This window comes from Pacificibacter marinus, assembly GCF_900109555.1.
In the GTDB taxonomy this organism is placed as follows: domain Bacteria; phylum Pseudomonadota; class Alphaproteobacteria; order Rhodobacterales; family Rhodobacteraceae; genus Celeribacter; species Celeribacter marinus_C.
Map to the genome: position 1 here is coordinate 231,230 of NZ_FNZV01000001.1, position 13,958 is coordinate 245,187.

Annotated in this window: 13 protein-coding genes; 12 read left to right on the plus strand and 1 reads right to left on the minus strand. The window is 51.2% G+C overall.

Going from position 1 to position 13,958, the window contains the following annotated elements:
• Positions 1 to 54: 54 nt before the first annotated feature.
• The 11 genes from BM025_RS01075 to BM025_RS01125 all read left to right on the plus strand — a co-directional run bounded on the left by BM025_RS01075 (position 55) and on the right by BM025_RS01125 (position 10,817).
• Positions 55 to 240 carry a hypothetical protein gene (locus BM025_RS01075; RefSeq protein ID WP_085847324.1) on the plus strand — a complete coding sequence of 62 codons (186 nt, stop codon included), beginning with the start codon at positions 55 to 57 and terminating at the stop codon, positions 238 to 240.
• Positions 241 to 509: 269 nt separating this feature from the next.
• Positions 510 to 1,358 (plus strand): Flp pilus assembly protein CpaB, encoded by an 849-nt coding sequence (cpaB, locus tag BM025_RS01080; RefSeq protein WP_085847323.1) that lies wholly within the window; start codon positions 510 to 512, stop codon positions 1,356 to 1,358.
• Positions 1,359 to 1,627: 269 nt separating this feature from the next.
• On the plus strand, positions 1,628 to 3,037 hold the full coding sequence (locus tag BM025_RS01085) for a type II and III secretion system protein family protein (protein ID WP_085847322.1): 1,410 nt from the start codon (positions 1,628 to 1,630) through the stop codon (positions 3,035 to 3,037).
• Positions 3,038 to 3,041: 4 nt separating this feature from the next.
• Entirely contained in the window at positions 3,042 to 3,701 is a 660-nt protein-coding gene (locus BM025_RS01090; protein ID WP_085847321.1) for an OmpA family protein, read from the plus strand.
• 195 nt (positions 3,702 to 3,896) lie between these two features.
• On the plus strand, positions 3,897 to 5,144 hold the full coding sequence (locus BM025_RS01095) for a CpaE/TadZ family protein (RefSeq protein WP_085847320.1): 1,248 nt from the start codon (positions 3,897 to 3,899) through the stop codon (positions 5,142 to 5,144).
• Between the two features lie 32 nt (positions 5,145 to 5,176).
• Positions 5,177 to 6,640: a TadA family conjugal transfer-associated ATPase gene (locus BM025_RS01100; protein ID WP_085847319.1), complete on the plus strand. Its 1,464-nt coding sequence runs from the start codon at positions 5,177 to 5,179 to the stop codon at positions 6,638 to 6,640.
• A gap of 15 nt (positions 6,641 to 6,655) precedes the next feature.
• Positions 6,656 to 7,624 (plus strand): type II secretion system F family protein, encoded by a 969-nt coding sequence (locus BM025_RS01105; protein ID WP_170842078.1) that lies wholly within the window; start codon positions 6,656 to 6,658, stop codon positions 7,622 to 7,624.
• An 18-nt stretch (positions 7,625 to 7,642) separates the two neighbouring features.
• On the plus strand, positions 7,643 to 8,632 hold the full coding sequence (locus BM025_RS01110; protein WP_085847318.1) for a type II secretion system F family protein: 990 nt from the start codon (positions 7,643 to 7,645) through the stop codon (positions 8,630 to 8,632).
• 55 nt (positions 8,633 to 8,687) lie between these two features.
• On the plus strand, positions 8,688 to 9,344 hold the full coding sequence (locus BM025_RS01115) for a tetratricopeptide repeat protein (RefSeq protein ID WP_244515379.1): 657 nt from the start codon (positions 8,688 to 8,690) through the stop codon (positions 9,342 to 9,344).
• Between the two features lie 121 nt (positions 9,345 to 9,465).
• A complete protein-coding gene (locus BM025_RS01120) occupies positions 9,466 to 10,323 on the plus strand; it encodes a tetratricopeptide repeat protein (RefSeq protein ID WP_085847317.1) in 858 nt (285 codons plus the stop codon).
• Between the two features lie 26 nt (positions 10,324 to 10,349).
• Positions 10,350 to 10,817, plus strand: coding sequence for an A24 family peptidase (locus tag BM025_RS01125; protein WP_085847565.1), 468 nt, complete (start codon positions 10,350 to 10,352; stop codon positions 10,815 to 10,817).
• 17 nt (positions 10,818 to 10,834) lie between these two features.
• Here the strand turns inward: BM025_RS01125 and BM025_RS01130 are convergent, their stop codons facing one another.
• Positions 10,835 to 12,460 (minus strand): YfhO family protein, encoded by a 1,626-nt coding sequence (locus tag BM025_RS01130; protein ID WP_139204522.1) that lies wholly within the window; start codon positions 12,458 to 12,460, stop codon positions 10,835 to 10,837.
• 158 nt (positions 12,461 to 12,618) lie between these two features.
• On the opposite strand from BM025_RS01130, the gene BM025_RS01135 reads away from it, so the two are divergent.
• Positions 12,619 to 13,932 carry an ATP-binding protein gene (locus BM025_RS01135; protein WP_085847315.1) on the plus strand — a complete coding sequence of 438 codons (1,314 nt, stop codon included), beginning with the start codon at positions 12,619 to 12,621 and terminating at the stop codon, positions 13,930 to 13,932.
• Positions 13,933 to 13,958 lie beyond the last annotated feature (26 nt).

Genomic DNA, 13,958 nt, shown 5'->3' on the forward strand with positions numbered 1-13,958 from the left:
GCTAGCTGAACACGCTAAAACGTGGACAATAAATATACCCTGGAGGGTCACACTATGAAATTCTTTAAACTTTACAAAAACTTCAACGAAGACGAAGCTGGCGCAGTGACTGTTGACTGGGTTGTTTTGACCGCAGCAATCGTTGGCCTCGCAGTTGCAGTTCTCGCAACAGTATCAACTGGTACAAAAAACTTGGGAAATCAAATCTCAACAGCTTTGGACGGCCAACTTGACGACTAATCATTAGCCTTGTGTGGTCACAAAGCTTTTAAGAAATATAAAAAACCGCGTCATCTTGGCGCGGTTCTTTATTTGTGTATCTCTAGCTAATGGATGAAACACTCAATTGGCGTGAAAATATGTCATTGTATCACGGTGCGTTTTGCCGCAGGTGTCTATACAATCCCTGATTGTGCCGCCACAACACCACCAAAACGCCACATTTTTCTATCATTTTGTAACAACTGATAGGATGCCCGCGGTAAGACTCGAGTTAAAAGGACGTAAAAATGCGTATAATTTTTGGACTGGTACTTTTGGTCGGAATGGCACTCGCGGGCTTTGCTGTACAAATGACACGCGGATACCTTTCGACATACCAATCAGAATTAAATCATGAAAAATCATTGCGCCAAGATGTCATCAAAACAGAAGACATTTACGTCATGACCCAAAGAGTTTCGTATGGCGATGCGATTGAACCTGACTTTGTCAAACTCACACAGTGGCCCGTAAACAGCATGCCAAAAGGTGTATATCGCACCGAAGAAGAGCTGTTCCCTGACGGTCTAGACCAACCGCGCATCGCGTTACGCACGATAGAAGCGATGGAACCATTGCTCGCGGTCAAAGTCACCGAGCCGGGCGAAGACGCTGGCGTGTCATCACGCCTTGGCAAGGGCATGCGGGCCTTTGCAATTCGCGTTGATGTTTCAACGGGCGTCTCTGGGTTCTTGCGCCCAGGGGACAAAGTCGATGTGTACTGGACGGGCAGCTTGCCGGGTCGGTCTTCGGGCGAAGTGACCAAATTGATCGAAAAGTCTGTGCCTTTGGTCGCTGTCGATCAAATATCCGATGGCGAACGCGCCTCTCCAACGATTGCGCGCACTGTCACCGTAGAAATTTCACCAACGCAGGTGGCCTCTTTGGCGCAAGCGCAATCTTCTGGTCGTTTGTCATTGTCTCTTGTTGGGCGCAATGATGACGCGGTGATTGGCGGCGTCGAAATCGATCAACAGACCTTGCTTGGGATTGCTGACGTCGAACAAGTGATCGCGCCCGCCGCGAGACGCATATGTACAGTGCGCACCCGCAAAGGGGCTGAACTTGTCGAAACACCAATCCCCTGCAGCGACTGAGGGCCAAAAACGACACTCCCCCGGCGTAAAGCCACGATCACACAAAGTTTTAAAGGCGCCTCACAATCAAAGTGGCGCCTTTTGTTATGCCAATCTTATAGTCAAGACACACAACCTAGACGTGAAAAGGTATGAATTTGTGACTTGTCCACATCATCCAGAGCTGCCAACCGATTGATTCTTGCAAAAAAACTGGTTCTGACGCATGGTAGCGCCAAGAGGGTCGCTAGAACCCACATGTCGAGGCGTGATCATCAAAGGCAGGTCACATGAAAATGTTGAATATTATTAAAGCAGCTCTGCTTGGCTGCGCTGTTGTAAATATGGTGCCGAACGCGGCATTTGCGGACAAACTGCGCGTTATGACCGGATCGCCATCAGGCGCGTTGAATGTCCCAATGAACCGCGCGGTCGTTGTTGAAAGTGATGAGCCCTTTGCGGAAATTTCGGTGGCTAACGCCGAAATCGCAGATATCTCTACGCTGTCAGATCGGTCTATCTACGTGCTCGGGCGCTCCCCTGGTCTCACGACCATGACGCTTTTGGCCCCGAACGGATCTTTGATCACCAACGTTCAAATCCAAGTCACGCCAGATATTTCCGAATTCAAAGAACGCTTGCGTCAAATCATGCCCAACGAACCCATTGAGGTGCGTACAGCAAACGACGGCATCGTTCTATCTGGGGTTATTTCTTCGATCACCAACATGGAACGCGCTGTTGAACTGGCCAATCGCTATGCGCCTGACCGCGTGTCCAATCTAATGAACATCGGCGGTACCCAGCAGGTGATGCTAAAAGTGCGCTTTGCAGAAATGTCGCGCGCTGTGTCGAAAAACCTGTCGTCGTCACTGAATATCTCAAGTACGAATTTTGGATCGTCAACTGGCACGTATTTGAGTTCAGACAACAGCGCAGCGGCAATGGCAACCAATGGCGGAGTCACCACTAAGTCAGGCACAAACGGGGCATTCCGATTTGGCGGCTCTTTGGGCGGCACAGAAATCTCAGTCCTGCTTGAAGCCTTGGAAAGCAAAGGCATCGTGCGCACCCTCGCCGAGCCAAACCTGACAGCTTTGTCAGGTCAACAAGCGAAATTCCTTGCGGGCGGTGAATATCCCATTCCTGTGGCCAGCGACACAGGCATCACGATTGAATACAAACCATTTGGCGTTGAATTGGAATTTATTCCACGCGTTGTGAATGGCGACCAAATCAATCTGGAACTGAAAGCCGCTGTATCAGGCGTCGATTCAACCATCAGTTACAATCTTGACGGATTTTCCGTAAACTCCTTTAAGCGTCGTGAAACATCGACAACCGTCGAAATGCGGGATGGCGAAAGCTTTGCGATCGCCGGCCTTTTGCAAGATGATTTCGAAGACCTCGCAGGCCAAGTGCCTTGGCTTGGCGACATTCCTGTTTTGGGTGCCTTGTTCCGCTCTGCCGATTACTCTCGCAAGCAGTCAGAACTGGTCATCATTGTCACCCCGCATCTGGTCACACCAACGAGTGGTCAGGCCTTGGCTTTGCCAACGGATCGCGTGAAAATCCCAACAGAATCTGAATTGTTCCTCTTTGGCAAAACTTATGGTGGCAACGATCGCCCCAAAAGCGGTGCCGCTGCAGAAGTTGCCAAACAAGACTTTTCCGGTTCTTACGGCTACGTGATGGAGTAAAATCATGCGCGCACATATCAAACTCACATTAGCTGTAACCAGTCTTATCGCGATCACCGCCTGTTCAGATTCAAAAGTCTTTTCGTCTTGGACCCAAGAAGCTGGCGGATACATGGATAATGGCACGTTTGGCAACGCGACACTGCACAACACTTTGGTTCAAAATGGTGAAATGTCTTACGCCATCAACCTCAACGAACGATTCGCAGCCGAAGTCGACACCACAGTGAACTTTGAATTCAACTCCGCCATTCTTGACGGACCAGCCCGCGCCACGATCAAAAAACAAGCCGCCTATATGGCGCAATTCCCCGAAGTGCGCTTTCGCGTCTTTGGCCACACCGACCTTGTGGGATCAGAAGGCTATAACAAATCACTCGGCCTGCGCCGCGCTCGTGTTGTCGTAAACGAAATTGTCCGCAACGGTATTTCAAAATCCCGCGTCGAAGCGGTGATTTCAGAAGGCGAAACACAGCCTTTGGTCGCCACACAAGCCCCAGAACGCCGCAATCGTCGCACCGTGACCGAAGTTTCTGGCTTTGTCCAAAGCAACCCGTTGATCATGGATGGCAATTATGCCGACATCATTCACCGCGAATATGTAGCCAGCGCGACCGCGCCTTCAGAGCTTATTAACTTTGGCGCTTCAGAGATTTCAGAGTAGTCACCGTTCTTAAATAGCGAATTGTTATGCTATTTTGGCCCTATTGTTGCCCATATTGCCCGTCACCTTATACCTAATAGGAGCAATTCGTCCGACAGTGAGTCGGGTGACATGCGCCATAGGTCACAGGGCGGGCATTGTGTTAACAGTATTCCCTCTAAATCTTTGGCGCTCCAAGGTAAAAAGGACGCAGCAATGACGAGTGAAACTGCATTGCATACTGAACAAGATCAATTAATCGCGTGTACAATCTCGCGAGATGTTCAGAATTTCGATCTTTTGATCGAAGATATGGAGACCGAACTGGGTGAATCCTGGGGCGATCTTAGCTTTGAAGATGCACGACAATTTTTCCGCCAACCCGAATCTGGGATGCTGAAATTTGTCGCTGTGGCGATTGATCATCAAGATGAAAGCATGCTTGCCGTCATCGCAGACTTGATCAAATCCGCCAAAGCGCAAGATGTTAAGGTCATTCTCATTGCAGATGAAGTCAGCCCAATGGCGCTACATCAATTACTGCAACTTGGGGCCGAAGATTTCATTCCCTACCCTTTGCCTGAAAATGCATTGCAAGATGCCATCGCACGTTTGGATGCGCCACAAAAGGTCGTGGCCTCAGATTTCGTCGACACCGGAACCCCGTCGACACGCGCAGCAAATGGGATTGTCTTACCTGTTTTTGGCATGTCAGGCGGTGCAGGCGCGACCACGCTGGCGGTCAACTTGGCTTGGGAATTGGCAAATGTCGAAAAGTCAGGGCAGCAACCACGTGTTTTGCTGATGGATTTGAACCTACAATTTGGGTCAGTGTCCACCTATTTGGATTTGCCGCGCCGCGAAGCTGTTTACGAACTTTTGTCCGCGACAGAGCATATGGATGATGAAGCGTTCAAACAGGCTTTGACCAATTTCAACGACAAAATGTCGGTCCTCACCGCCCCGGCCGATCTGTTGCCACTCGATTTCATCGAGAACCAAGATTTAGAACGTCTCATGGAAATGGCTCGCCATCACTTTGATTATATTGTCATTGATATGCCCTCCACGCTGGTCAACTGGTCCGAAATCATCTTGAGCCAAGCCGATATCATGTTCTCACCATTTGAGCTTGATATGCGGTCCGCACAGAACATTTTACGTCTTAAATCAGCTTTGAAAGCCGAAGAGCTGCCCTTTGAAAAGTTCCGATTTTTGCTCAATCGTGCCCCAAAAGGCATGGACCTGTCTGCAAAATCCCGGATCAAGCGCATGTCGGAAAGCTTAGATATCGCGGTCGAAGTTCAGCTGCCTGATGGTGGCAAAGCCGTCCTACAATCAAATGATCAAGGCCTGCCTTTGGCGATAGAGGCCCCGAAAAATCTATTGCGTAAAGAAATTCAAAAGCTCGCGGCATCCTTACATGCACGTCAAAGCGAAGATCTGCGCGCAGCGGCACAATAGGCCCGATAAACGGGTGAGGTTAGGGTAACACAATGTTTTCGAGATACAAAAAAACTGATGGAACACAAGAGCGGCCTATCGCAAAGCCGCAACAAACCAGTGCGCCTGCCCCACAAGCCACACCTGCGCCGACCCAAACGCCCACAGCGCCGCAAGCCAAAGTGCACCGCCGCGACATTCCGCGCGCGGCTCAAGCGATGCCCGAAGAAAAAGACCGCAAGCGCAAAGAACGCATCTCGGACATCAAAGTATCGATGCACCAACGCCTGCTTGAAGATCTCAATCTTGCCGCTCTCGACAGCGCGCCAGAAAAAGAGCTGAAACAAGAGATTTCAGACATCACCACCGAATTTTTGGCCGAACAAGGCATGGTGTTGAATCGCGATGAACGCATGATTTTGAACCAAGATTTGTTCGACGAAGTCAAAGGTCTGGGCCCCCTCGAAACCCTGCTCAAAGATGACACTGTGAACGATATTCTCGTGAACGGGCCGAACCAAATCTTTGTTGAGCGTGACGGTAAATTGCAACTGTCCGACGTCGTGTTCAAAAACGAAAAACACCTGCTCAGGATCATTGATAAAATCGTGTCCGCTGTGGGCCGTCGTGTTGATGAATCAAACCCTTACGTGGATGCGCGCCTCGCTGATGGATCGCGGTTTAACGCCATGGTGTCCCCCATCGCGGTGGATGGATCGCTCGTTTCCATTCGTAAGTTCAAAAAAGAAAAGCTTGCGATTGATGATTTGATTAAATTTGGTGCCTTTTCCGAAGAAATGGCCGCCTATTTACAAGCTGCCGTGTCCACACGTCTCAACGTGATCGTGTCCGGCGGGACGGGCTCGGGTAAAACCACAACGCTCAATGCGCTGTCCGGGTTCATTGCCGACGACGAACGCATTCTCACGATCGAAGACACCGCCGAATTGCAATTGCAACAAACCCACGTGGGCCGGATGGAAAGCCGTCCTGCCAACGTCGAGGGCAAAGGTGCAGTCACCCAACGCGATTGTTTGCGCAACGCTTTGCGGATGCGCCCTGACCGGATCATCGTTGGGGAAACCCGCGGCGAAGAAGTGATCGACATGCTGCAAGCCATGAACACGGGTCACGATGGGTCGATGACCACAATCCACGCCAACTCGGCGCGCGATGGTGTGTCGCGGCTTGAAAACATGATCGCCATGGCTGGCATTGAAATGCCGCTCAAGGCAGTTCGATCACAAATCTCATCCGCTGTGAATTTGATCGTACAGGCGTCGCGCTTGCAAGACGGGTCACGCCGCATGGTGTCGATCACGGAAATCACCGGCATGGAAGGCGATGTCATTTCGATGCAAGAAGTGTTCCGCTTTCAGCGCACAGGCCTGACTCCAGATAATAAAATCTTGGGTCACTACACTGCTACAGGTGTGCGCAGCCACTTTTCAGAACGGTTCAAAATGTGGGGCTATGACTTGCCGCCCTCTTTGTTTGAACCCACGAAACCACAGTAGAGTACGAGAACAGCAATGGTTATTTCAGCAGAACCCATCATCTATGGCATCGTTTTCATCGCCGTGCTTTTGCTTGTCGAAGGTATTTATCTTACGGTATTCGGCAAATCCATCTCGCTGAACAGCAAGGTGAACCGCCGCTTTGAGATGCTCGAAAAGGGCGGCAATCGCGAAGAGGTGCTCAACCAACTGCGCAAGGAAATGGGCCAGCATCTTAAATCTCGCCAAATTCCGCTCTATTCAATTCTCGCTGAAAAAGCTCAGAAAGCGAATATCGCCTTCACGCCCGTGCAATTGATCATGATCATGGGGCTTTTAGCGATGCTTTCCTTTATAGGTCTGACAATTGGCACATCCACATCCGTGCCTGTCCGTATTGGCGTGTCTTTGGGCATGGGTATCGCTGCTGTGTTTATCTGGATTTCGAACAAAGCCAAAAAACGGCTTGCTTTGATCGAAGAACAATTGCCAGAAGCCGTTGAATTAATGGTCAGATCTTTGCGTGTGGGACACCCGTTTTCCAGTGCTTTGACCATCGTGGCCAGAGAAGTCCCTGATCCTCTGGGCACCGAAATGGGTGTGATCGCCGACGAAGCTGCTTACGGGCGTGACGTCGGCGAGGCACTCAAAGACATGGCAGAACGGCTTGATATGCAAGACATGCGCTTTTTGGCCGTGGCTGTGTCGATCCAACAGCAATCCGGCGGTAACTTGGCCGAGGTGCTGGACGGCTTGTCCAAGGTGATCCGTTCACGGTTCAAACTGTTTCGCCGCGTCAAAGCGATCACAGCCGAGGCAAAATGGTCCGGCATGTTCCTATCCCTATTTCCCTTGGGGTGTCTTCTCATGATCGCGGTGACCAAACCAGATTACTACGACAGCGTTAAAGAAAGCTCAGTGTTTATTCCTGCCTGCCTTGTGGTTGCTGGTTTTTTGGTCGCCAATATTTTCATCATGCGCTCCCTCGTGGACATCAAAGTCTAACAGAGGAAAGGACACATCATGCTCGATTTTTTCACAGCTATCTTTGGCGAACAGCTTGGTCCTTTTGGTCCGCTTATCTTGATGGGCGTGCTGGGGGTGGTGTTGATTTTATTCGCCGCGCCAGCCTTGCTCAAAAAAAGGGATGATCCACTGGATCGCCTGCGCGCTCAGGTGCGTGGCGAAGCCAAAGCAAACGTCAGTAAAGAGACCAAAACTGCCAATTTGCGCCAAGGCAACAAGACCGACAAACTTGAAAAATACGCAGGATTTCTTGAGCCACAAGACGAAGAAGAATACTCTGCCGTTCATTTGAAATTGATCCAAGCGGGCTATCGATCCAAAAATGCTGTGCGCATGTATCACTTTGCGCAATTCGCCTTGGGCCTTGGGCTTTTGGCATTTGGTGTTTTGCTGGCCGTGCTCAAAAGCGGCAATGCTGACGTCACCACTCAGTCGATGATACTCACCGTTTTGCTGCCCGCTGGCATCGGGTATATGGCGCCAAAATACTGGATCACCCGCCGCGTTGAGACACGCAGAGAAGAGATCACCAACGGCTTCCCCGATGCGCTTGATCTGATGCTGGTCTGTGTCGAAGCAGGGCAATCTTTGGATCAATCGATCATTCGCGTGGCCCGTGAAATTCGGTCGGGATTTCCCGCTTTGGCCGATGAATTTGATATCGTCAGCTTCGAAGTCAAAGCCGGTAAAGACAAAATCAACGTGTTGCGCGATATGGCAGAGCGCGCGGGCGTGCCGGATGTCACGTCTTTTGTGACCGTGCTTATTCAGTCGCAGGCCTTTGGGACATCCATCGCCGATGCTTTGCGGATTTACGCCTCTGAGATGCGTGACAAACGGGTGATGCGTGCGGAAGAAAAGGCCAACACTTTGCCAACAAAAATGACTTTGGCCACGATGATGTTGACCGTTCCACCGCTTTTGATCATTTTGATCGGCCCGTCTATATACGACATTTCCGTCTTGCTCTCGACGTCGACCTTCTGAGCCTTTACAGATTGTGTAGCGCGCACCGCGTGCCCACACGAAAAGGCAAGCGACGATGCACCTGACGACACACCCGACAACATCCCCCATGGCACGCGATCTCTCATTTCATTCTCCAAAACCCGCCCCTTTGTCCGCCCTCTTGCCCGCCCGTGCGATCCTAATAGCGGGGCTGGCTTTGGCTATTTTGGCGGGGTGCGGCGACCAGAACCGATTATCACCTTTGAAAAAGGGCGGGGTCTATGCCCCCACAGGTGTGAAATTTAACGGCCAGTCCGTAGATGGTTTGACAGTCGGGCACAGGCTTATGGCGTCGGGCGAATATGAATTGGCACTGCGGGCCTATTTGCGCGCGGCCGGCACCCGTGGGCTGGATGTCGATGTGATGTCAGCTATTGGCTCTGCCAATCTCAAACTCGGGCGCTTGGGGCAGGCCGAAAAAATCTTGCGCCGTGCAGTCAAACTTGACGAAACCTTTGTTCCTGCGTGGAACAATTTGGGCGTCGTCTTGATGGAACAACGCAATTACGGCGAAGCAGAGCGCGTGTTCCGTATGGCCTTTGCGCTGGATAGTGGCCAATCTGCCGAAATTCGTGACAATTTACGCTTGGCGCTCGCAAAACTGAAAAATCCTGATACAATTCTTCAAAATGAGAGTGATTTTACCTTGGTGCGTCGAGGAACAGGCGACTACCTGATCTTAGCGCGCTGATCGAACCTCGGGATCAACCCGGTGGCGATTGCCCCCCCAATGCGGTTTGCGCAAAGGGATGACAATCGGATACAAAAAGGCCGATATCAGGTAAAACGAGCATAAAAGGGTGGCAGGCACCATGCGCAAAGTGATTATGATTTCGCTGACCCTTACGGGTGCGGTGTTTTTGGCTGGATGTGATAAATCCGCCTTTGGTGACGTCAAACGGTCCCAAACCTCTGTCAACGTCATTGATGAGAGCAATCTCAACGACGTGATGTTGTCAGCCGCGGACCCCAATGAATCCGTATCCTACTTCACGCGCGCGCTTTCAACGAATCCAGATCGCATCGAATTCAAACGCGGCCTTGCCAAATCTTTGGTGCGGGCAGGCAACATTTCTACCGCAGTATCGGCGTGGAAAGATGTTGTCAGCCACCCTGATGCGACCAGCACAGACCACGTTGATTTGGCGGATGCTTTGATCCGCTCAGGTGACTGGAAGGGCGCAGAAGCGCAGCTCAACCAAGTGCCCCCCACCCATGAAACCTACAAACGCTACCGCTTAGAAGCGATGATCGCAGACAGCAATCAAAACTGGCAAAAAGCCGATAGCTTTTACGAGACAGCCGTGGGGCTAACGACAAAACCGTCGTCAGTGCTCAACAACTGGGGTTATTCCAAAATGACCCGCGGTGAATTTACAGCTGCGGAACGCCTGTTCGCAGAAGCGATCACCTATGACCCCAAACTGTTCACCGCCAAAAATAATCTGGTTTTGTCACGCGGTGCACAGGGCAAATACGATTTGCCAGTGGTGACCATGACGCAAACTGAGCGCGCACAATTGTTGTACACGATGGGACTGTCTGCTGTGAAATCCGGCGATGTGACCATCGGTAAAGGTCTGATCAAAGAAGCCATCGACACGCACCCGCAGCATTTCGAAACAGCCGTTCGGTCTTTGCGCGCGCTTGAAGACAACGTCACCAACTGATGTTGGCGCTCGATCAAACTGCGGCGATGTGGATTTTTCTGCTCACCTCACCTCTGTGCCTTTTGGCCGCTTTCAATGACTTATCACGTATGAAATTGCCCAACGCCATCGTGCTTGGGGTGGTCGCGCTTTACGTCGTAATAGGCCCATTTGTGTTTGAGCTACCAACCTACCTTTGGGGCTTTACTCACGGCGTGTGCATGTACCTGTTCGGCATCTTTGCCTATGCGTTTATGGGCGTAGGCGCAGGCGATGGTAAATTTGCCGCCGCGATGGCGATGTTTATTCCTACAGCAGATGCGCGTTTTGTTGTGCCCTTGTTTTGTGCCTATTTGCTGGGGGCTTTTGTCACCCACCGTGCCTTTCGCGCCCTGCCCTTTGTGCGCCGTGCCACACAAGGCTGGGTGTCTTGGGATCATAAAAAATTCCCCATGGGCTTGGCCTTGGCAGGCACCTTTGTAACCTATTTTGGCTTTGCAGCCTTTCAACTTTGAAAAGCGTTTAAATCAGATCATTTCTTGATCTTATAGACCCACATCACCTCATCTCGGATGACCGGTTCCAGTGGCACACCCGTCGCCTCAATAGCAGCCAATGCTGCCGCTTGCGTTTTCGGGTTAAGCGGACATAACGGGATCACAATTGCATCGGCATTTTCCAGACCCGGCGTGCCAGAATAATACCAAGGTGCGCCGCCTTGAAGCGGTGTAAAGCCGCCTGCCATCCAAGTCATCGAAAACATATCAGTCACGAAAAACTGGGCCTCTGGTCCAAAGCCAAACGGCGCTTCCTTAAGTCGGTCCGCCATATAAGCTTGCATCACCGCATCGCCCGCATCAATCTGGCAGCGTGGCAGTTTTTGACCAAAAAATATCACGGGATCGTACAAAGCTTTGCCGTAATCCGCCAGCGCAGGCAGTCGATCCACAACAGGCGTGAGTTCGCGCAAGACCAACACGCGATCAGAGTACACCCAGACATCGCGGACCAAAGGTGTGTTGTCCAATTGCAATTGATACCCCGTCACATCTTCGCTGAAATGGCGCAAAGGGCTTGTGATCATATTCTGAAACGATGGGGCCCCTAGCGCAAAACACACAAGCGCCAAAGCCGTAGTGGCATTGCGGGCTTGCGCATTGAACATCACTCGCACACCACTTTGTGGCCGGTGCGCCATCAGATAAAGACACAAAAATAAAAGCCATTTTGGATCATTGCCATAGTTTTGATATGTCACATACACAAAGCTAGGCACCAACAGCATAAGCACCAAACCGGCCCGTCCCTGCCCGCTTTGGCGCAAGACGACAATGCTCAAAAGCAACGTCGCAGTGGCAGTGAAAAAGCGTGGCCCATTGAGCATTTCAATCAAATCTACACCAGGGGCCGCGCGGGTCGGCGAATGCACGACGGACAACAGATCACGCACGTAACCCACATAAAGATCCACACCAAATATCGCTAAAACCGCCAGCGCCACGATGCCCCCAGACAGCAATGTATAGGCCAAGGTCCGCCACGCGCCACGCATCATCAGCACAACACAAATTACAGGCGCAAAGGCGATGAAAAACGTCGATTTGAGCAACGCCAAAACGGCCACCATCACGCCGATGAAAACCCCATCAAGACGCGGGCGTTCCATCCCTTTATGCGCGGGCATCGCGGCCAGAAACGTCGCGGAAAAGGCAAATGCCCAAGCCCATCGATTATAATACATCGATGCTGATTGCGATGCGACATCAGCACCGTAAACCAGTGCCAGAACCATGGACATACTCACCAACCCAAACAGCCAAGCAGACACACCGCTCAACCGTGACAGGCCAACACGTATCACAATTGGTAGCAAAAATACGGCAACCAAAATCTGCGCACTCGCAAAAGCCATGCCTACGCCAAATCCCAATTTGGTGAACATAACGATCGGATAAAATGCGGCGATACCCAACGGGGTGGATATATCAATATGAGGCACCTGCCCCATATTGATGCGCAAAACAATGTCGATCAAATGGGCCACATCAACCTCATACCGATCAACGTACAGCGCACCTTTGGCCAACACGATACCGCCCAAAACGACAATCACGCCAATCAAAAAAAGCGCGTACTGTTTGCTGGATATTTTGCTCATGGATGCCCCGTTTATTTTTTCCAAAGAATACGGCCAAATTAGATGCTTTGCAAAGAAATGCGTGTACATTCTTGGTCTAAGGCGCGCAAATAGATAGGATATCTGCATGATATGCCTGACATCTGCCAAGGCCTGCGCACACCAATAGGGACGAAAAAATGACCATAGATGCAACCCAAAACGTGATCGCGCCCTCTGTGCCTCGCACCCTTGAAGACACTGGTCTGGACAGTGTGATGATGCGTGATATTTTGCTCAAAACCATGTTTCGCACCAACCAAGAACGGGTGTCTCAGTTGGCGCAAACCCTGTGCCTGTCGGTCTCTGTCACCCAAGAGATCGTGGATATGATCCGCGAACAATCTTTGGTCGAAGCCACAGGCACGATGCATGCAAATTCAGGAACCGAAATGGGGTATCGCCTGTCTGAGGCGGGGAAAGCGCGCGCGCTAGATGCCCTGTCGCAGTCCGAATATTACGGCCCGATGCCCGTCCCGCTTGCCGTCTACGCAGAGCAGGTCAAACGCCAATCCGTGCGCAACATGCGTATCACGCGTCAGGCTCTGGTCGATGCCATGGGACACCTCATTTTGCCACCCAACTTATTGGACCAGCTTGGACCTGCCGTGGGCGCAGGGCGTTCCATTTTAATGTATGGCCCTCCCGGAAACGGGAAATCGTCGATCGCACACGGCATTCGCGATGCCTTGGGTGATCTCATTTATGTGCCACGCGCCATTGAATACAACGGTCAGGTGATCACCGTTTACGACCCCATCATGCATGTGATCCGTGAAGACGCCGAAGACAGCGCCACATCTTTGCGCCGCACCGCCAACCCGTTTGATCGCCGTTATGTGCGCTGTGACCGCCCCTCTGTGATCACCGGTGGCGAGCTGACCTTGGACATGTTGGATCTCGTCTACAACCCCACAGCCCGCACCTATCAAGCGCCTTTGCAATTGAAATCCAATGGCGGAATTTTCATTGTCGATGACCTTGGCCGACAAGAAGACCCACCGCAAAAACTGATCAACCGCTGGATTGTACCGCTTGAAGAGCACAAAGACATCTTGGCGCTGCAATCAGGTGAAAAATTCGAAGTGCCCTTCGACACTTTGGTGGTTTTTTCAACCAACTTTCACCCAAATGAAATTTTCGACACGGCCGCCTTGCGCCGCATTTTCTACAAAATTAAAATCGATGGCCCCGACCAAGAAGGCTTTCTCAAAATCTTCGCCATGATGGCCCGCAAGAAAAATATGCCGCTGGATGAAGCGTCATTGATGCATCTGCTCAAGCAAAAATATCCAACGATTAATAATGCTTACGCCAACTATCAGCCTATATTCTTGATCGACCAAATGATCGCCATCTGCAATTTTGAAGGCCAACCCTATCACATGTCTCCCGATCTTATTGATCGCGCTTGGGGCAATATGTTTGTGACACTCACCGAATTCGATCACTAGCGTAACGCCCACAAGCGGCATCGCAT

Bases quoted from the DNA above. Each gene is read 5' to 3' on its own strand.
- BM025_RS01075 (WP_085847324.1), top strand. From the start codon at position 55: ATGAAATTCTTTAAACTTTACAAAAACTTCAACGAAGACGAAGCTGGC.
- BM025_RS01085 (WP_085847322.1), top strand. From the start codon at position 1,628: ATGAAAATGTTGAATATTATTAAAGCAGCTCTGCTTGGCTGCGCTGTT.
- BM025_RS01135 (WP_085847315.1), top strand. From the start codon at position 12,619: ATGACCATAGATGCAACCCAAAACGTGATCGCGCCCTCTGTGCCTCGC.
- BM025_RS01120 (WP_085847317.1), top strand. From the start codon at position 9,466: ATGCGCAAAGTGATTATGATTTCGCTGACCCTTACGGGTGCGGTGTTT.
- BM025_RS01090 (WP_085847321.1), top strand. From the start codon at position 3,042: ATGCGCGCACATATCAAACTCACATTAGCTGTAACCAGTCTTATCGCG.
- BM025_RS01125 (WP_085847565.1), top strand. From the start codon at position 10,350: ATGTGGATTTTTCTGCTCACCTCACCTCTGTGCCTTTTGGCCGCTTTC.
- BM025_RS01095 (WP_085847320.1), top strand. From the start codon at position 3,897: ATGACGAGTGAAACTGCATTGCATACTGAACAAGATCAATTAATCGCG.
- BM025_RS01115 (WP_244515379.1), top strand. From the start codon at position 8,688: ATGCACCTGACGACACACCCGACAACATCCCCCATGGCACGCGATCTC.
- BM025_RS01110 (WP_085847318.1), top strand. From the start codon at position 7,643: ATGCTCGATTTTTTCACAGCTATCTTTGGCGAACAGCTTGGTCCTTTT.
- BM025_RS01100 (WP_085847319.1), top strand. From the start codon at position 5,177: ATGTTTTCGAGATACAAAAAAACTGATGGAACACAAGAGCGGCCTATC.
- cpaB (WP_085847323.1), top strand. From the start codon at position 510: ATGCGTATAATTTTTGGACTGGTACTTTTGGTCGGAATGGCACTCGCG.
- BM025_RS01130 (WP_139204522.1), bottom strand. From the start codon at position 12,460: ATGAGCAAAATATCCAGCAAACAGTACGCGCTTTTTTTGATTGGCGTG.
- BM025_RS01105 (WP_170842078.1), top strand. From the start codon at position 6,656: ATGGTTATTTCAGCAGAACCCATCATCTATGGCATCGTTTTCATCGCC.